The 19386-nt window shown below is 63.6% G+C and carries 14 protein-coding genes; 4 read left to right on the top strand and 10 right to left on the bottom strand.

Features of this window, described 5'->3' with window-relative positions; translation table 11 throughout:
* Positions 1 to 14 precede the first annotated feature (14 nt).
* Entirely contained in the window at positions 15 to 1142 is a 1128-nt protein-coding gene (locus J5J83_RS16490; protein ID WP_212350988.1) for an ATP-binding protein, read from the top strand.
* Between the two features lie 173 nt (positions 1143 to 1315).
* Here J5J83_RS16490 and J5J83_RS16485 read toward each other — a convergent pair whose 3' ends face one another.
* The 6 genes from J5J83_RS16485 to urtA form a co-directional block, all read right to left on the bottom strand.
* Positions 1316 to 2269, bottom strand: a complete 954-nt coding sequence (locus J5J83_RS16485; protein WP_212350986.1) for a LysR family transcriptional regulator — start codon at positions 2267 to 2269, stop codon at positions 1316 to 1318.
* Between the two features lie 35 nt (positions 2270 to 2304).
* Positions 2305 to 2997 carry an urea ABC transporter ATP-binding subunit UrtE gene (gene urtE / locus J5J83_RS16480; protein ID WP_212350984.1) on the bottom strand — a complete coding sequence of 231 codons (693 nt, stop codon included), beginning with the start codon at positions 2995 to 2997 and terminating at the stop codon, positions 2305 to 2307.
* 255 nt (positions 2998 to 3252) lie between these two features.
* Entirely contained in the window at positions 3253 to 4116 is an 864-nt protein-coding gene (gene urtD, locus J5J83_RS16475) for an urea ABC transporter ATP-binding protein UrtD (protein ID WP_249115759.1), read from the bottom strand.
* Entirely contained in the window at positions 4113 to 5312 is a 1200-nt protein-coding gene (urtC, locus tag J5J83_RS16470) for an urea ABC transporter permease subunit UrtC (RefSeq protein WP_249115758.1), read from the bottom strand. The genes urtD and urtC overlap by 4 nt, the downstream gene beginning before the upstream one ends.
* 305 nt (positions 5313 to 5617) lie before the next feature.
* Positions 5618 to 7237 carry an urea ABC transporter permease subunit UrtB gene (gene urtB / locus J5J83_RS16465; RefSeq protein ID WP_212350982.1) on the bottom strand — a complete coding sequence of 540 codons (1620 nt, stop codon included), beginning with the start codon at positions 7235 to 7237 and terminating at the stop codon, positions 5618 to 5620.
* Positions 7238 to 7413: 176 nt separating this feature from the next.
* Positions 7414 to 8670: an urea ABC transporter substrate-binding protein gene (gene urtA, locus J5J83_RS16460; protein WP_212350980.1), complete on the bottom strand. Its 1257-nt coding sequence runs from the start codon at positions 8668 to 8670 to the stop codon at positions 7414 to 7416.
* 160 nt (positions 8671 to 8830) lie between these two features.
* Between urtA and dbpA the strand changes: the two genes are divergently transcribed.
* Together dbpA and J5J83_RS16450 are read left to right on the top strand one after the other, a co-directional pair.
* Entirely contained in the window at positions 8831 to 10291 is a 1461-nt protein-coding gene (gene dbpA / locus J5J83_RS16455; RefSeq protein ID WP_212350978.1) for an ATP-dependent RNA helicase DbpA, read from the top strand.
* Positions 10292 to 10352: 61 nt separating this feature from the next.
* Entirely contained in the window at positions 10353 to 10865 is a 513-nt protein-coding gene (locus J5J83_RS16450; protein ID WP_212350976.1) for an RcnB family protein, read from the top strand.
* Between the two features lie 29 nt (positions 10866 to 10894).
* Here the strand turns inward: J5J83_RS16450 and J5J83_RS16445 are convergent, their stop codons facing one another.
* On the bottom strand, positions 10895 to 11437 hold the full coding sequence (locus J5J83_RS16445; protein ID WP_212350974.1) for a YgjP-like metallopeptidase domain-containing protein: 543 nt from the start codon (positions 11435 to 11437) through the stop codon (positions 10895 to 10897).
* Positions 11434 to 13329: an ABC transporter ATP-binding protein gene (locus tag J5J83_RS16440; RefSeq protein ID WP_212350972.1), complete on the bottom strand. Its 1896-nt coding sequence runs from the start codon at positions 13327 to 13329 to the stop codon at positions 11434 to 11436. Before J5J83_RS16440 ends, J5J83_RS16445 begins: the two co-directional genes overlap by 4 nt.
* A 203-nt stretch (positions 13330 to 13532) precedes the next feature.
* On the opposite strand from J5J83_RS16440, the gene gorA reads away from it, so the two are divergent.
* Positions 13533 to 14870, top strand: a complete 1338-nt coding sequence (gene gorA / locus J5J83_RS16435) for a glutathione-disulfide reductase (RefSeq protein WP_212350970.1) — start codon at positions 13533 to 13535, stop codon at positions 14868 to 14870.
* A gap of 31 nt (positions 14871 to 14901) precedes the next feature.
* On the opposite strand, the gene J5J83_RS16430 is transcribed toward gorA, so the two are convergent.
* Positions 14902 to 15867 carry a response regulator transcription factor gene (locus tag J5J83_RS16430; RefSeq protein WP_212350968.1) on the bottom strand — a complete coding sequence of 322 codons (966 nt, stop codon included), beginning with the start codon at positions 15865 to 15867 and terminating at the stop codon, positions 14902 to 14904.
* Entirely contained in the window at positions 15864 to 19346 is a 3483-nt protein-coding gene (locus J5J83_RS16425) for an ATP-binding protein (RefSeq protein ID WP_212350966.1), read from the bottom strand. Before J5J83_RS16425 ends, J5J83_RS16430 begins: the two co-directional genes overlap by 4 nt.
* Positions 19347 to 19386: the final 40 nt, after the last annotated feature.

The following is a 19386-nucleotide window of genomic DNA, read 5'->3' as shown; positions in this document are numbered from 1 at the left end:
GGAAGCTGCACGCCATGCCCAACAAGACCAACGCGGCACTTCACGCCGAAATTGCCCGCCTCAACAAGATGTTGCGCGCGTTGATGGATCGAGCGGAACGCACCTTGAATTCACCCGGCTCACAGTTTGGCCTGTTTCAGTCGAACCTGCTGCTGGAGCGTCAGGTGCAGGAACGCACCAGGGCACTGGCGGCCGCACTGGAAGAAAACGAAAGGGTAACCCGTGCCCTGACGCGGACCAAGGATCAGCTCCAGCGCGAAAAAGAGGAGCAGCAAAGGCTCATCCTAGAACTCGAACAGGCCGACATCCAGGTGCGGCAATCGGAGAGGCTTGCCTCGATTGGCCTGCTTGCCGCCGGCCTGGCTCATGAGATCAACAACCCGATCGGCTTCGTCAACTCAAATCTCGGTACGCTCAACGACTATGCACAGAGCCTCCTCAACCTGGTCGATGCCTACGAAGCACTCGAGCCCGAGATCCCCCCTTCCGAGCGCAAGGAAAAGCTCCGTGAATTGCGGCGCACAACCGATCTTGCCTATCTGCGCCAGGACGTCATGGCCCTGATTTCGGAATCGCTCGAAGGCGCCAGCCGGGTCCAGCACATCGTGCACGACTTGCGCGATTTCTCACGCGCCGGCCACCTTGCCCGCCGCCGGGTCGACCTGCACGTCGGACTAGAACGCGCCATCAGCCTGGTGTCGAACGAGTTGAAGCTCAAGGCCGACGTGGTGCGCGAATACGGCGACGTGCCGCTGGTCGATTGCATCCCCTCACAGATCGATCAGGTATTCATGAATCTGCTGCTCAATGCAGTGCATGCCATTCCGAAGCACGGCACGATCCTGCTGCGCAGCGGGCGACAGAGCGACCTGGTATGGATTTCCATCAGTGACGACGGCATCGGCATCCCCGCCGAAAACCTTTCGAAGGTTTTCGATCCGTTCTTCACCACCAAGGACGTGGGCAAAGGTACCGGCCTGGGTCTTTCTGTCTCCTACGGCATTGTGCACAAGCACGGCGGACGCATCGAACTGACCAGCGAAGCCGGCGTCGGCACGACCTTCGTCGTATGGCTCCCGATCACTCAGGCGTCGGCTCAGCCGGATGAGTCGCTGACCGACGTCACGCCCGGTCGCCAATAGTACCGCGCTGACACCCACCCTCGCTCAGGGCAAACCAATGAAACTTAACGATAAACCCACGCATATGGGAAGCGTGCCGGTGAAACGTGGTCGCGGCACATTGCCTGCAATTTGGCACAACAATCCAGAACGGCGACCCGGGCTCCACCGATACACCGTGGACGGCGATCGGCTCAAGCGACCCGTCGCAGCGCTGTCGCCGCGGGTGCCGCCCGCGCGGCACGCACGATCCGCTCGCGAAACCAGCGACACTCCGCCGAGTGCTGGGTACGGTCGTGCCAGAGCAGATAGTAGGCCATTGCCGGCAGCTCGACGGGCGCGGGCACGATGCACAGCGGCAGCATGGTCGTATAGTGCTCGGCAAAACGCGCCGGAGCGGTAAAGATCAGCTCCGAATCGATCAACATGAACGGGGCCATGTGGAAATAGGGAACGTGCGCCACCACGTTGCGGCGCAGTCGTTCGCGGGCAAGAAACACGTCGACCACGCCACGCTGCCCCACCGAGTACGGCGTTGGCACGACATGGTCGGCGGCGAGCCAGTCTCCCATATCCAGCTGCGCGCTTGCCAGCGGATGCCCGCTGCGCATCATCACCACCATGCGGTCTTCGAACAGCGGGGCGGTACGCAGGTGATCCGGGGGATTGGGCCAGTTGCCGATGACCAGATCGAGTTCGCCGGATTCGAGCGCACGCGGATAATCGGAACTCTGCGTCATCGAGTGAAACACGATTTGCGCCTTCGGCGCACATTTGTGCACATCGGATACGACCTCGCCCAGCAGCATGGCGTTGAGGTAGTCCGGCGTCGCCACGTTGAAACTGCGTCGCGTGCTGGCGGGATCGAACCCGCTCGGGCCTTCCGCGATGCGTTCGAGCTGTTCAAGCACGATGCGAATCGGCTCGAGCAGTTCGGCGCCGCGCTCGGTCGGCGTCATGCCGCCGCGCGAGCGCACCAGCAGCGGATCGCCGGTGATGTCGCGCAAGCGCTTGAGGGCGGTACTGACCGCAGGCTGCGACAGATTGAGGCGACGCGCCGCGCGCGACACACTGCCTTCGGTAAGCAATACATGAAGCACGCGCAACAGGTGTGCGTCGAGCGAATCCCAGCTACATCCGTTGGCCATACCGGTTCTCCTGTACGGGCCACCGGGGCCCGGTGTCAGACGGCGAGCGCTTCGCGTACGCCGTCCGCATCCATATCCTCGCCCGCCCCTCGCATGACGATCTCGCCACGTTCCATGACGAGATACTGATCGGACAGGGCGCGGGCAAAATCGTAATACTGCTCCACCAGCAGGATGGCCATTTCGCCCGTGGCGGCCAGGCTGCGGATGGCACGTTCGATGTCCTTGATGATGGAAGGCTGAATGCCTTCGGTCGGTTCGTCAAGGATGAGCAGCTTGGGGCCGAAGGCCAGTGCCCGCCCGATGGCGAGCTGTTGTTGCTGACCGCCCGAGAGGTCGCCGCCGCGACGGCTCATCATCTGCTTGAGCACCGGGAACATGTCGAAAATCCGGGTCGGAATGCTCTCACCGCTGGGACGCGTCGCCAGCCCCATGTGCAGGTTTTCCTCGACGGTGAGACGCGGAAAGATCTCGCGCCCTTGCGGGACATAGCCGATGCCGGCACGCACGCGGTTGTACGATGGTGCGCGGGTGATGTCCTGCGCACCAAAGTGGATCGAACCGCTGGCTGCCGGGACCAGACCCATCAGGGTCTTCAGTAGCGTGGTTTTGCCGACACCATTGCGCCCGAGCAGGGTCGTGACCTTGCCCACCGGGACCTCGAACGAGAGCCCGCGCAGGATGTGACTGCCGCCGTAGTACTGATTCAGGTTGTCGACTTTCAGCATGATGTTTTCCTTTCGGCGCTTCCTGGCTCGTGGCCCGGGGCCTTGGGTCAGGGTTTCATTAGCAAGAATCGGGCGCGGTTTTGCCAGTTCAAGACAAATTTATGGTTCTGCGAGGAGGCGGACTGTGCTGCTTACCGCCAGCGACGCCGGGTATTTCCGTAATGGGCGAGGACTGTCCGAGCGAGTTCCGCAGCCCATGGTAGAAATACCCCGCGGGACCGCCGTTAGCGGCACATACAACACAGAAACAAAACACTAACGCCCCAGATAAACCTCAATCACCCGCGGATCTGCCTGCACCGTAGCCAGGTCACCCTCAGCCAGCACAGAACCTTCACACAGCACGGTGACCTTGCCCCCCAGCGCCTCGACGAAGGCCATGTCGTGCTCGACCACCATCAGCGAGTGCTTGCCCGCGAGGCTGACAAAGAGCTCGGCAGTGCGCTCGGTTTCATCGTCGGTCATGCCGGCGACCGGCTCGTCCAGCAACAGCAGACGCGGCTCCTGCATCAGCAGCATGCCGATCTCCAGCCACTGTTTCTGCCCGTGCGACAGCAGGCCAGCGCTGCGATCGGCCTCCTTGTCCAGCCGGATCTGCTTCAGCACATCGCTGATGCGGTCGCGCTCGTCGTCGAACAGACTCGCGAACAGGCTGCGGCGCACGCGCTTGTCGGCCTTCATCGCCAGCTCGAGGTTCTCGAACGCGGTGTGCTTCTCGAAAATGGTCGGTTTCTGGAATTTCCGGCCAATGCCGGCATGCGCAATCTGCGGCTCGGTCATCCGGGTCAGATCGATGGTCTGGCCAAAGAACGCCTTGCCCTCGTCCGGCCGGGTCTTGCCGGTGATCACATCCATCATCGTGGTCTTGCCCGCACCGTTGGGCCCGATGATGCAGCGCAGTTCGCCGGCATCGATGGCGAGCGACAATTTGTTCAGTGCGCGAAAACCGTCGAAGCTGACCGTGATGTCGTCGAGATACAGAATGACGTTATGCGACAGGTCGAGCTCGCCCGTCACCAGGTGACTGGTCGTTGCCTCGCTTTCCCATTGTTCGCGAAGGTTGCCTGCGTTCGCCGTGGATTCGTTTGCGGCACGCTCGATATCGGTGGTCTGCATCATGCCCGTGCTCCATTGGCTGACGAATTGGCCGGCGTCGTGTTTTCGGTTTCGGACGCCTTACGAACCGCCGTCTCACTCACCCCCGCACTGTCCGGTCCCTTTCGCGCGCGCAGCTTGCGCCAAAGACCGACCACGCCATCGGGCAGGTACAAGGTGACGGCGATGAACAGGAAGCCGAGGAAGAACGGCCAGTACTCCGGCACGGTGACGGTGAAGTAGCTCTTGGCCAGATTGACGATGCCGGCACCCAGCACCGCGCCGATCAGCGTGCCGCGCCCGCCGACAGCCACCCACACGGCCAGTTCGATCGAGTTGGCCGGACTCATTTCCGACGGGTTGATGATGCCCACCTGCGGCACGTAAAGCGCACCCGCAAGACCGCACAGCACGGCCGACAGGGTCCAGATGAAGAGCTTGTAGTGCAGCGGGTTGTAACCGATGAACATGACGCGCGATTCGGCATCTCGAATCGCGGTGAGCACGCGTCCGAACCGTGAACTCACCAGGTAGCGACCGAGGATCAGGCAAGCCACCAGCAGCGCCGCCGATAGCGCGAACAGGGTGACACGCATCTCGGGCGAGGTGATGCTGTAGCCGAGGATGCGCTTGAAGTCGGTAAAGCCGTTGTTGCCGCCAAAGCCCGTCTCGTTGCGGAAGAACAGCAGCATCGCGGCGTAGGTGAGCGCCTGGGTGATGATGGAAAAATACACGCCCTTGATCCGCGAGCGGAAGGCAAAGTAGCCGAAGATGAAGGCGACCACGCCGGGCAGTGCCATGGCGAGGAAGATGGCCCACAGGAAGGAGTCCGAGCCCGCCCAGTACCAGGGCAACTCCTTCCAGTCGAGGAAGACCATGAAGTCTGGCAGATCCGAACCATAGCTGCCGTCACGACCGATCTGGCGCATCAGGTACATGCCGAAGGCGTAGCCGCCGAGCGCGAAGAACAGCCCGTGCCCCAGGCTGAGGATGCCCGCATAGCCCCAGATCAGGTCCATTGCCACGGCAACGACCATGTAGCACAGGATCTTGCCGAGCAGACTGATGGTGTAAGCGGACAAATGTAGCGGGCTCGATTCCGGCAGCATTAGGTGCGCTGCGGGAATGCCGATCCAGGTAATGGCGGCGAAGATCGCGAGCGCAATCCAGCCGCTTCGCGGCATGCTCTGGATCAGTCTTACGGTAAATGGGGTGCGCATTCTGGCGCCTCCTTGGTTGCCTTGATTCGTTGTGGCCCGACGGGCAGTGCCTGCGCTTCGCGATGGATGGGGCATTCGTTCTGCAGGCTGCGGAACTCACCTTCGCTGCGCTCGGCTCGGACAGTCCTCGCCTGCGCCACGAACACCCCACCCATCGCTGGTCCGCTCACGCCTTTTTTGCCTAGTGATGCCCCGATGCCAGAGACAGTCGGGTGTGTTTGTGCAAGGGCGAGGGCTGTCCGAGCGAGTTCCGCAGCCCTGGAGCAAATGCACCCGACTGTCTCACTCGTGGCACCACGCCAGAATCAGCTATCCGCAAACCGCCCCTTCAGGGCAAAGATCCCCTGCGGCCGCTTCTGGATGAAGATGATGATGAACACCAGCACCAGAATCTTCGCGATCACCGCGCCCGCCCAGCCCTCGAGGAACTTGGCCACGATGCCCAGACCAAGCGCCGCCCACACCGCACCGGCCAACTGGCCGACGCCGCCGAGCACCACCACCATGAAGGCATCGACGATGTAGCCCGTGCCCATGGCCGGCCCGACATTGGCGATCTGCGACAGCGCCAGACCGCCCAGACCGGCCACCCCCGAACCGATGGCAAAGGCGAGCGTATCGACACGCGCCGTCGGCACCCCCACGCAACCCGCCATCGGACGATTCTGCGTCACCGCACGCACGAACATGCCGAGCCGGGTCTTCTGCATCATCAACCAGATCAGCACCAGCACGAAGCCGGCGAAGCCGATGATGACGATGCGGTTGAAGGGCAACACCACGCCGGCTGCAAGCTCGATGCCGCCCGACATCCAGGTCGGGTTCGCCAGCTCGAGGTTCTGCGGCCCGAAGATCACCCGCGCAGCCTGGATCAGCACCAGCGACAGCCCCCAGGTCGCGAGCAGGCTCTCCAGCGGGCGGCCATACAAGTGGCGCAGTACCAGGCGCTCCATTGCCACGCCGACCAATGCCGCAGCGAAGAAAGATGCCGGAATTGCTGCGATCACGTACCAGTCGACGTAGGCCGGCAAATAGTGGCGAAAGAGCCCCTGTACCAGGAAGGTGGCGTAGGCGCCAACCATCAGCAGTTCGCCGTGAGCCATGTTGATGATGCCCATCACGCCGTAGGTGATGGCGAGGCCGAGCGCGGCAAGCAGCAGGATGGAGCCGAGCGACAGGCCGGAAAACACGGTGCCGATGGTCTGGGCGGTGGCAATGCGGCCATCGATCGACCGTATCGCGGCCTGGGCGGCCTCACGAACCGTCGCATCGGGCTCGACCCAGCTTGCCTGCTTGCCTTCGCCCCGCTTCTCGAGCAGGGCCCCGAGCATGTTCTTGACTGCGGGATCGGACGAATCCCCCAGCGCCTCGACCGCCTTCAGACGCTTGGCGGCATCGGTCGAACCGAGATTGATGCGGGCGGCCGCGCGGCTGATCAGGCTGCGCACAGCTTCATCCTGCTCGCTCGCAAGCGTACGCTCGAACAAGGGCAACAAGGCCTCGGAGGCATTTTCGATCAGTACATTGGCGCTCGCCAGACGCTTTGCGGGGTCGGCGGAAACCAGTTCGAATGCGGCGTTGGCGGTCGCGATCGAGCGCCGCACGCGGTTATTCACAGTGATGGTGTCGACATCGGCGGCAGCAGACTCCACCACCTCTCCGCTGGCGGCATCACGCACGATGTCACCGTCGAGTATGACGACCTTGTCGGCGATCACCCCAAGATTGCCGGCTTCAAGCGCAGCAACAACGCGGCGGGCATCCTCGCTGCCATCCACGCCAAGCGCTTCGATGGCATTGATCCGGCTGGTGAAGTCGCCCGCGAACCCCGCGACCATGGCAGGATCAAGCGCCGCGCGGGCCGGGCCGGCAAGACAACTCAGGGTAGCGAAGAGCAGCGCGAGCCGCATCAGTAGTCGGTTCATTGCAGGCTCCAACCGATCAACCGCCCGCACGACGGGATCGGAACATTCCATTACCGCCGGCCCATATCGCGTGGCCGGGAAAACCGGCTCCGGACCTGTGCCCGGAGACCCGCCCGATGCCGCACCCGCGCACCGGGCACGGGCGGACCTCGATACGAGATCCGCCCGTCGGCCCGTCAGAGCCCCTGCTTGCCTTCGTTGCCGGCGATGAACGGGCTCCACGGCTGGGCACGGATCGGCGACTTCGTCTTCCACACCACGTCGAACTGGCCGTCGGCGCGCACTTCACCGATGTATACCGGCTTGTGCAGGTGATGGTTGGTCTTGTCCATGGTCAGCGTGAAGCCGGACGGCGCCTTGAAGGTCTGGCCACCCAGGGCGGCGATCACCTTGTCGGTATCGGTCGACTTGGCCTTCTCGACCGCCTGCTTCCACATGTTGATGCCGACGTAGGTCGCCTCCATCGGGTCGTTGGTGACGACGGTGTCGGCGTTGGGCACACCGTTCTTCTTCGCCCATGCCTTGTACTTGGCGATGAAGGCGTCGTTCTCCGGGTTCTTCACCGTCATGAAGTAGTTCCAGGCGGCAAGGTGGCCGAGCAGCGGCTTGGTATCGACACCGCGCAGCTCTTCCTCACCCACCGAGAACGCCACCACCGGCACGTCGGTCGCCTTCAGGCCGGCGTTGCCCAGTTCCTTGTAGAAGGGCACGTTGGAGTCGCCGTTGATGGTCGAGATGACCGCGGTCTTCTTGCCTTCCGAAGCGAACTTCTTGATGTTGGCGATGATGGTCTGGTAATCGGAGTGACCGAAAGGCGTGTAGTCCTCCATGATGTCGGCTTCGGCCACGCCCTTGCTCTTGAGGAAGGCGCGCAGGATCTTGTTGGTGGTGCGCGGATAGACGTAGTCGGTCCCGAGCAGCACGAAGCGCTTGGCCGAACCACCCTCTGCACTCATCAGGTATTCAACCGCAGGAATCGCCTGCTGGTTGGGCGCGGCACCGGTGTAGAAGACGTTCTTTTCCAGCTCCTCGCCTTCGTACTGCACCGGGTAGAACAGCAGCCCGTTGAGTTCCTTGAACACCGGGTTCACCGACTTGCGACTCACCGAGGTCCAGCAGCCGAACACCGCGGCGACCTTGTCCTGGCTGATCAACTGGCGGGCCTTCTCGGCGAACAACGGCCAGTTGGACGCCGGATCGACCACCACCGGCTCGAGCATCTTGCCCATCACGCCGCCCTTGGCATTGATCTCCTCGATCGTCATCAGCGCGACGTTCTTCAGCGCCGTTTCGGAAATCGCCATCGTGCCCGACAGCGAGTGCAGGATGCCGACCTTGATGGTCTCGGCGGCATGTGCGCCGATCGGCGCACCGATCGCTGCGATGGAAGCGGAAAGGGCCAGTGCCTTGATGAAGCTGCGACGAGTCTGCATGTGGGTCTCCCAGTAATCGGTAGTGGAAGCGCATTGCTGCGCTGCAATGCCAGATTAGGGAGTTCGTGGGGATGCAGGAATACGCAAGATTGCGTAGGGGGTACGCAGTGTCCCTGCTCGGCATCACCTTGCCGTTGCTGAGAGCCCCGTATAATCCGGTATGAACTCGACACCTGACAACCCGGAAACCGGCTCTCTGCCTGATGCATCCACCTCGAGCAGTCCTTCCGGTGCTCCCGGCTCGAACACGCCGGCCTTCGCCGACCTCGCGCTCGCGCCCGAAGTCCTCGCCAACCTGAACCAGCTTGGCTACGTCACGATGACGCCGATCCAGGCAGCGGCGCTGCCGCTGGCGCTGGGCGGGCATGACCTGATCGCCCAGGCCAAGACCGGCAGCGGCAAGACCGCCACCTTTGCCCTGCCGCTGCTGGGCAAGCTCAATGCGCGCAGCACACGGGTACAGGCCATGGTGCTGTGCCCGACGCGCGAACTGGCCGACCAGGTAGCCAAGGAAATCCGCCGTCTGGCGCGCGCGGCGGAGAACATCAAGGTGCTGACCTTGTGCGGCGGCTCGCCGATCCGGCCGCAGATCAACAGCCTGGAGCACGGCGCCCACGTCGTCGTCGGCACACCGGGACGCTTGCTCGACCATCTGCAGCGCGACACCCTCAGGCTCGAAGCCCTCAACACCCTGGTGCTGGACGAGGCCGATCGCATGCTCGACATGGGCTTCTTCGACGACATCGTTGCCGTGGCCGACGCCTGCCCGCCACATCGCCAGACGCTGCTGTTTTCCGCAACCTACCCGGACGGCATCGCACGCCTGGCGGCGCGCTTCCTGCGCCAGCCGAAGACAGTCAAACTCGAAGAGCAACACGACAGCGGCAAGATCCGCCAGCGTTTCTACGAGGTCGAGCACGAACGGCGCCTCGAGGCTGTGGTGACGCTGCTGCAGCACTATCGCCCGGTCAGCACGCTGGCCTTCTGCAACACCCGGCAACAATGCCGCGACCTGATTGACGTGCTGCAGTCACATGGCATCCATGCGCTTGCCCTGCACGGCGAGCTTGAGCAGCGCGAGCGCGATCAGGTGCTGGTGCAGTTTGCCAACCGCAGCTGTTCGGTACTGGTCGCCACGGACGTCGCGGCCCGCGGCCTCGACATTGCCGGGCTGGAGGCGGTGATCAACGTCGACGTCACCCCCGACCCCGAAATTCACGTGCACCGCATCGGCCGGACCGGCCGCGCCGACGAGGATGGCTGGGCGCTGAGCCTGGCCAGCCGTGCCGATCAACGCCGCATTGCAGCCATCGCCGAAGCGCAGAATTTCGAGCCCGAATGGCACAGGCTCGATGCGCTGGAAGCGATCAGTGACGAACCCTTGCTGCCACCGATGGCGACACTGCAGATCCTCGGCGGGCGCAAGGACAAGATCCGGCCGGGCGATGTGCTCGGCGCGCTCACCGGCGAAGCCGGCTTCAGCCGCGAACAGGTCGGCAAGATCCAGGTCACGGATGCTTACACCTATGTGGCGGTTGCGCGCGATATCGTGTCAGTGGCCGTTCGCAAGCTGGCAGACGGCAAGATCAAGGGAAAGAAGGTCAAGGTCAGGGCGCTCTAGAAGCTTCACACGAGGATAGCGGCGTGCCCTGATCCAGACCTCAACGACAAGGATGAGAATCATGGCAAACGGAATGATCAAGGGCCGCCTGCTGGCCTGCATCACCCTCGGCTTGATCCTGAGTGCCCCGGCTCTGGCGGAGAAACCGGAGTGGGCTGGCAAGGACAAGGGCAAGCACGAACAGCGGGTCAAGGGTGGCAAGGGGCAGGCCGACGGCAGGTCGTATTCCCGCGACGACCGACAGGAGCGCGCAGGCAGCTATCGATTCCGCGACCACGATCATGACCGCATCGTGATCCAGAACTACTATCGCCAGACCTACTCGAGCTCACGTTGCCCACCCGGGCTGAGCAAGAAGGGGAATGGCTGCATGCCTCCCGGATTGGCGAAAAAATGGACCCGGGGACGTCCGCTGCCGCGCGACGTTGTCTATTACGATCTGCCGCCCGCCGTCGTGGTCGAAATCGGTGCGCCACCCGCAGGTCACCGCTACGTCCGTGTTGCGTCCGACATCCTGATGATCGCGATCGGTACCGGCATGGTGGTGGATGCGATTGAGGATCTGCGCTGGTAGGTCAGGCGCAGCCGATACCCTGCCTGCGACTAACCGGCAGTCGTTTCGGGGCCAGCCGACCACAAGGGCTGGCCACCCGCATCCAGGTGACAGAGGTACACGCGCAAATCGAACTCGAGCTGGTGGTAGGCCGGCTCCATGTAGGTGCACAACTGGTAGAAGGCCTTGTCGTGCTCCCTTTCCTTCAGGTGGGCGAGTTCATGCACCACGATCATGCGCAGAAAGGCCGGTGGCATGTCGCGAAACACGCTGGCAATGCGGATCTCGCGCTTGGCTTTGAGCTTGCCGCCCTGTACCCGCGATATGGCGGTATAGGTGCCCAGCGCATGCCGCACCACATGCAGCTTGTTGTCGTAGAGCACGCGTGACAGCGGTGCCGCCTTGCGCATGAAATCCGCCTTGAGCGTCGTCACGTAGTCGTAGAGCGCGCCGTCGGTGCGCACCTCATGCGCATCCGGATAGCGCTGCACGAGCACATCGGCCAGACGTTGCTGCGCCATGAGCTGGCGTACCTGGTCGACCAGCCCCTGGGGATAGGCGGCCAGGTATTTCATCCGGGGGGCTTCGCTCATGCGACCTCAGCGGCCATATCGGCCACCCCTTCGTCGCCAGCCTCTTCACCGAGGAAGCCACCGCTCTGATGTGCCCACAGCCGCGCATACAACCCGCCCTGCGCCAGAAGACTGCGGTGATCGCCCTCCTCGACGATGCGTCCCTTGTCGAGCACGATAAGACGATCCATGGCTGCGATGGTGGACAACCGGTGCGCGATGGCCACCACCGTCTTGCCCTCCATCAGGCGATACAGACTGGCCTGGATCGCCACCTCCACTTCGGAGTCGAGCGCACTGGTGGCCTCGTCGAGCAGCAGGATGGGCGCATCCTTGAGCATCACCCGCGCGATGGCAATGCGCTGGCGCTGTCCGCCCGAGAGCTTCACCCCACGTTCGCCGACATGCGCATCGTAGCCACTGCGGCCGTGCGGATCGGTCAGCGTGCGGATGAATTCGTCGGCCTCGGCCCGCTTCGCTGCCGCGATCATGTCGGCGTCGGTGGCATCCGGACGCCCGTAGAGGATGTTGTCGCGCACCGAGCGGTGCAGCAACGAGGTGTCCTGCGTCACCATGCCGACCTGCGCACGCAGACTGTCCTGGGTGACATGGGCAATGTCCTGACCATCGATGAGAATGCGTCCGCTGTCCACGTCGTAGAAGCGCAGCAACAAATTGACGATGGTGGATTTGCCAGCGCCGGATCGGCCCACCAGCCCGATTTTCTCCCCCGGCCGGATCACCAGCGTGAGATCGTCGATGACCTTGCGTGCCTGCGGATCCCGCTCTCCATAGGCGAAACTCAGGTGCTCGAAACGGATCTCGCCACGGCTGACTTTCAGCGGCAGGGCATCGGGCTGATCGACCACCCGATGAGGCCGCGACAAGGTGTTGATACCGTCCTGCACGGTACCGACGTGCTCGAACAGGGCGGCCATCTCCCACATGATCCAGTGCGACATGCCGTTCAGGCGCAGGGCCATTGCCGTCGCCGCAGCGACCGCACCGACCCCGACCGTGCCCTGGGTCCACAACCACAGCGCCACCCCGGCGGTACTCATGATCAGTCCCATGCTCAGGCTGTGATTGACCACCTCGATACTGCTCACCAGACGCATCTGCGCATGCACCGTGTGCAGGAACTCCTGCATTGCGCCACGGGCATGGGCCGCCTCCCGTCCGGCGTGGGAGAACAGTTTCACCGTGGCGATGTTGGTATAGGCGTCGGTAATGCGGCCGGTCATCAGCGAACGCGCATCAGCTTGCGCGCGCGACACCTTCGACAGCCGCGGCACGAACCAGCGCAAGGACACGATGTAGCAGCACAGCCAGCCGAGGAAGGGCAACAGCATCCAGCTGTCGAAACTGCCGACCACGACCGCCATGGTGACGAAATAGATGGTGACGAAGACCAGGATGTCGGTGAGGATCAGGCAGGTATCGCGCACCGCCAGCGCAGTCTGCATGACCTTGGCCGCCACCCGCCCGGCAAATTCGTCCTGATAGAAAGACATGCTCTGCGCCAGCATCATGCGATGGAAGTTCCAGCGCAGGCGCATCGGAAAATTGCCCGCCAGGGTCTGGTGCTTGAGCATGGTCTGCACCGCCACCAGCACGCTGCTGCCGGCAATGACCCCTGCGAGCAGCAGCACCGTACCGCCCTCTTCGGCCCACAGGCTGGCAGGCTCGACCTTTGCGAGCCAATCGACCACGCGGCCGAGCATCGCGAACAACAGTGCCTCGAAAGCGCCGATGATCGCCGTCATCGCGGTCATGCCGGCGATGAAGGGTCGCAGACCGGCGGTGCCCGCCCACAGAAAGGCGAAGAAGCCACGCGGCGGCGAGGCCGGCACCGCATCGGGATAAGGGTTGACCAGGTTTTCGAACAGACGGAACACGCGATGACTCTCCATGGATACCGGCCGCGAACGCGGCGGCCAGTCAGTCGACAAGCGGTATACCAGAAGATGCCCGAGCAACCTGCTGCAGGATGAAAACAACCGGCGGCACCGGATCCCCCTCATGCATGCCTGCCCGGTCGCGTATTTTGATACTGTAAGAAGCAGGCGAACAGCGGCGACGAAAACGGCCCGCAGCACATTCAGGAGAAACAGGCATGCGTGAATACGACTATCTGGTCATCGGCGGAGGCAGCGGCGGCGTGGCGACCGCACGGCGCGCGGCAGAATATGGCGCGCGGGTGCTGTTGATCGAAGGCGGCCGCCTCGGCGGCACCTGCGTGAACGTCGGCTGTGTGCCGAAGAAGGTCATGTGGTACGCCGGCGGCATTGCACAGACACTTGCGGACGCGCCCGGCTATGGCTTCAGCATCGGCGAGACGGGTTTTGACTGGGCAGCACTCAAGCACGCGCGCGATGCCTACATCGAACGTCTCAACGGCATCTACGCCACCATGCTGGAGAAGGCCGGCGTCACCCTGGTACGAGGGTACGCCCGCTTTGCGGGCGCACGTAGCGTCGAAGTCGATGGCCAGCACTACACGGCCCGTCACATCGTGATCGCCACCGGCGGGCGACCGAAGGTACCCGAGATGCCCGGCGCCGACCTGGGCATCACCTCCGATGGCTTCTTCCTGCTCGACCACCTGCCCAAGCGCGTCGCCATCGTCGGCAGCGGCTACATCGCCGTCGAGTTGGCCGGCGTCCTCAATGCGCTGGGCAGCAAGGTCGAGTTGCTCGTGCGCAGCGAACACCTGCTGCGCCCCTTCGATGCGATGATCCGCGATGAATTGACCACGCAGATGCGGGAAGCCGGGGTCAACGTCCACATCCGGACCCAGCCGCAGTCCCTCAGCCACCTGGGTGACGGCGCGCTGGGGGTCGATTGCGGGACCCGGCACCTCGAAGTCGACACCCTGATCTGGGCCATTGGCCGCGAGGCCAATACCGCGCAGCTTGAACTTGCGCGGGCGGGCATTGCCGTGCGCGGGGATGGCGTCATCGACACGGATGCATTTCAGAACACCAACGCTGAGGGCATCTACGCCATCGGCGATATCACCGGCCGTGCCGAACTCACCCCGGTCGCCATCGCCGCCGGTCGTAAGCTCGCGGCCCGCCTGTTCAAGGGCGAGGCCGACGCCCGTCTGGATTACACCAACATTCCCACGGTGACCTTCAGCCATCCACCCATCGGCACCATCGGTCTCACCGAAGACGAGGCACGCACGCAGCACCAGTCGGTCAAGGTCTACACCACCCGCTTCACCGGCATGTACCACGCCCTCACCGCACACAAACCCAGGACCGCAATGAAACTGGTGTGTGCCGGAGAGGATGAGCGCGTGGTGGGCTGCCACATCATCGGCGAAGGCGCGGACGAAATGCTGCAGGGCTTTGCCGTGGCGATCAGGATGGGCGCGACCAAGGCCGATTTCGATGCCACCGTGGCGATTCACCCGACCAGCGCCGAAGAGCTGGTGACGATGCGCTGAGCGCTTTCCGGGACGGGCGGTGAACGGGCACCTATGCGCCTTCACCCGCAGCACGGATCTTTGCCATCGCCATCGAGGCCGCCGCGGTGCGGGTCTCGACACCGAGTTTCTCGAACACATGCTCGAGATGCTTGTGCACGGTGCGCGGACTGGTGCCGAGAATGTCGCCGATATCGCGGTTGGTCTTGCCGCGGATGACCCAGTACAGCACCTCGGCCTCGCGGCTGGTCAGGCGAAAGGCGGCGATCAGCGCCTCGATCGCACTGGCGTCGTTCTCCTCGCGCAGCACGACCAGCCACTCTTCGTCCCCGGTCTGGTCGTGAAATGAGGCCAGCAGTCGGCGCGCGCCGGCGCTGACGACGAGACTGGAGACTTCGCGCCGTTCGCGGCGGGCGAGTTCGGCTGCGTGAATCCAGTCGAGCAGACGCGGGGGAGCAATCTCGCCCGGCTCGCTGCGTTCAGGCTCGAACCAGCTGCGGATCAGCTGTCGCGCCAGCGGCGTCTGCCATACCAGGCGCGCGTCGCGCGCGCGCACCGCCACCGTGGCCTGACCGAACGCATCCAGCGCACTGCGCGCCTGCTTCATCTGGCGCGCGTTCTGCACATGGGCCGCGATACGGGCCAGGACTTCGGCCGGCTTGATCGGTTTGGTCACGTAATCGGCACCACCGGCCGCGAAGGCGGCCACGACATGCTCGGTCTCGGTGAGTCCGGTCATGAAGATCAAGGGGATCGCGCGGGTCGCGAAATCGGCCTTGAGTCGTCGCGCCACCTCGAAACCGTCCATGCCCGGCATCACCGCATCGAGCAGGACCACGTCGGGCAGACTTTGCCGCGCACGTGCCAGTGCACTGTCGCCGTTGGTGGCAACCAGCACCAGATAACCCGCCTCATCCAGCGCGTCGTGCAGCAGCGACAGGTTCTCCGGCACGTCGTCCACGATCAGCACGATGCCGGCTGCCGTCGAATCGGCCGTACTCAGGTGTTGCAGGCTCATGAACGGCCCTCCTCCTGGCGCCGCAGTATCTCGCGCATGGCGTCGAACTGGAACTGGCGCGCAAGCTCGCGTTCGACCCGCACGAACTCGCCATAGACCGGGTCGGCGCGCTCGATTTCGGCCAGCCGGGCAAGGATGCCGCGCAGGAAACCGAGTTCGATCAACTCGTCGAGTGCCCGCAAGTCGGGCGCTGGCGGCAGCACCAGTTCCGGCACCGCGCGGGGGGCTTCGGGCTCCTCTTTCATCGCGGGCGTGTCGGCCCACACCCACTCGAGTTGCAGGCGGCGGCCGATCCAGTCGAGCAGCTCCTGCACCCGGATCGGCTTGAGGATGAAGTCCTCTGCGGCGATACCGGCATCGTTGTCCAGCCCCTTGTCGAAGGCATTGGCGGAGATGACGGCCAGTGGCGCCTCGTCCAGCCCTGCCGCGCGCAGGCGGCGAATGGTCTCCCATCCGTCGATGCCGGGCATGGCCAGATCCATGAAGATCAGGTGGGGACGAAAGCTCGGCACCATCTCCAGGCAATCGTAGCCAGACGCAGCCTGTCCAACCTCGAAACCGAGCGGCTCGAGCAGCGTTGCCAGCAGTTCGCGGTCCACATGTTCATTGTCCACCGTGAGGATGCGCCTTCGCACGCCCTTGTAGCCGATGCGCTGAACCCGCGGCTGCACCTCGGCTGCCTGTGTATCGTGCAACTGCGGCAGGAACAGGCGGATGCGGAATACGCTGCCCACCCCGGGCTGGCTGTCGAGCGTCAGCTCCCCGCCCATCAGGTCCGTCAGCATCTTGCTGATGGTGAGCCCGAGACCGGTACCCGTGGTGGTGCCGCCGCGCGCACTGCTGCCGCGCGCAAAGGGTTCGAAGATGTGCGCGATTTCCTCCGCCGCTATGCCGGGGCCGCTGTCTTCCACCTCGAACAGGGCCATTTCGCGCCGGTAGCTCAGGCGCACCTGGACCGAGCCGCGCGCGGTGAACTTCACCGCGTTGCCGATGATGTTGATCAGGATCTGGCGCAGGCGCTTCTCGTCGGCACGAACGACCTCCGGCAGGGTGCCGACAGTCTCGAAACGAAAGCCCAGGCCCTTGTTGCGCGCCTGCAGTTCGAACATGCCGACGAGCTCGCGCACGAAGTCCGGAAACGCCAGAGGGCGCATCTCCAGCGCGAACTTGCCGCCCTCGATGCGGGCGATGTCGAGTGTGCCCTCAATCAGCGACAACAGGTGTTCGCCGCTACGGCGAATCACGCTCACCGCCTGCCGCCGCTGCGGCGGAATCGCCTCGTCGCCGTCCAGAATCTGCGCATAGCCGAGAATGCTGTTCAACGGCGTGCGCAACTCGTGGCTGATCGAGGTCACGTAGCGACTCTTGGCATGATTGGCCTGCTCCGCCACCCGGCGCGCGTTCTGCAACTGTTCGTCGGTGCGTCGGTGCGATTCGATCTCCTGCATCAACAGGCGTGTCTGGCGATTCGACTCCTCCTGCGCCACCTGCCGGCTCTTGTGCGTCAGGACCATCCACCAGGCCGCGATCCCGCCCATCAGGAACAGCGCGGCAAAGGCTTTCAGCAATACGCTTTTCAGGTCGCCACTGCCCAGGTCGGCACCACTGCCAAGGTCCGTGCTGCGGGCGAGCAGCTCATGGTAGTAAAGCGTGCCGAGCAGCAAGGCAAGAAACCCGGTCATCCCGGCCATCAACAACAGGTAGTGGCCCAGACCGGCATCGAGATAGGGCAGCATGGATTTCGGCAGAACCTTCTGCAGCAGCCCGGACCACTGCGCCGACAGGCGCGCATGCGGCTTGCACTGATCGTCACAGCGTGCATCGAGCGAACAGCACAGCGAGCAGATCGTGCCCTGATAGGCCGGGCAGTGGCTGGTGTCTTCCGGTTCGAAATGCTCGCCGCAAATGCAGCATTGCCGCGTTTTGACCCAGGCCTTGCCCCCGGTATTCACCGCCTCCGGCGCTCGCGCAAGATAGTAACGCCCGCCGGTGAGCCAGGCGATGAGCGGTGAGCTGACCAGGGCCGTGATCAATGCCACGAATGGCGCGTACGGCTGCAGACCGGGACCATAGACCCCCAGGAAGGTGCTGATCGACAGGCCCGATGCAATCAGCAACGCCCCCACGCCCACCGGGTTGATGTCATACAGATGACTGCGCTTGAACTCGATTCCCTTGGGCGAAAGCCCGAGCGGCTTGTTGATCACCAGATCGGCGACCACCGCCACCATCCACGAGATCGCGATGTTCGAATACAGCCCGAGTACCTGGCCCAGTGCCTGAAAGACGTTCATCTCCATCAGCAGCAGGGCAATCAGGATGTTGAACACCACCCACACCACCCGCCCCGGATGGCTGTGGGTCAGACGCGAAAAGAAGTTCGACCAGGCCAGCGAACCGGCATAGGCATTGGTGACGTTGATCTTCAACTGCGACACGATGACAAACAGCGCGGTCACCACCACCGCCCACAGCGAGCTGTCGAACACGGCGGAAAAGCCCAGCAGATACATCTGGTTGGGGTCGACCGCCTTGTCCGGCGCCATGCCCCTGCTCAACAACATCCACGCCAGCAGGGCACCGCCGAGCAATTTGACCACGCCGATCAGCACCCATCCAGGCCCGCCCAGCACCACCCCGAACAACCAGCGCCTACGATTTGCCGCGGTGCGCGCCGGCATGAACCGCAGGTAATCGGCCTGCTCGCCCATCTGCGTTATGAGCGCAATGCCGACCGTCATCGCGCCGGCGAAAAGGTGAAGATCGAACGCGCCACCATGGCCGTCGACGCCGGGGTACTGCCACAAGCCCTTCAGGGCCGCCGGATCTTCGCGCAGCAGAAAGATGAACGGAAGCGCGAGCAGAAACAGCCAGATCGGCTGGGTCAGGGTCTGCAACTTGCTGATCACGGTCACCCCGTGGGTGACCAGCGGAATGACCACCAACGCGCAGATCAGGTAACCCCAGCTCGGCGGGATTCCCAGCGCCATCTCCAGCGCATAGGCCATGATGGCAGCCTCGAGCGCGAACAGAATGAAGGTGAAGGAGGCATACACCAGCGAGGTGATCGTGGAGCCGATGTAGCCGAACCCCGAACCGCGCGTCAGCAGGTCCATGTCCACGCCGTAGCGTGCCGCATAGAGGCTGATCGGCAAGCCGGTCAGGAAAATGATGAGACCGATGGCAAGAATGGCCCAGAAGCTGTTGATGAAGCCGTAGCTCACCAGCATGGTTGCGCCAACTGCCTCGAGCACCAGGAACGAAGCTGCGCCGAAGGCGGTGTTGCCTACCCGGAACTCGGACCACTTGCGGAAACTGCGCGGGGTAAAACGCAAGGCATAGTCTTCAAGCGTTTCATTGGCCACCCAGGTGTTGTAGTCACGGCGAATCTTCACCACGCGCTGCGGCGCGGCACTGCGCCCGTCGGCCGACGAATCGGCGTCGGGACGGCCTTCGGCGAGCGGGTCCACAGCGTTCATTGGAATGGAAAATGGCGCAAATCAGGAAGCGATTGCGCCA

The organism is Azoarcus sp. L1K30, from assembly GCF_018122735.1.
GTDB lineage: Bacteria > Pseudomonadota > Gammaproteobacteria > Burkholderiales > Rhodocyclaceae > Parazoarcus.
The sequence above is the reverse complement of the archived record's forward strand: the minus strand, read 5'-3'. Positions and strand labels throughout refer to the sequence as shown.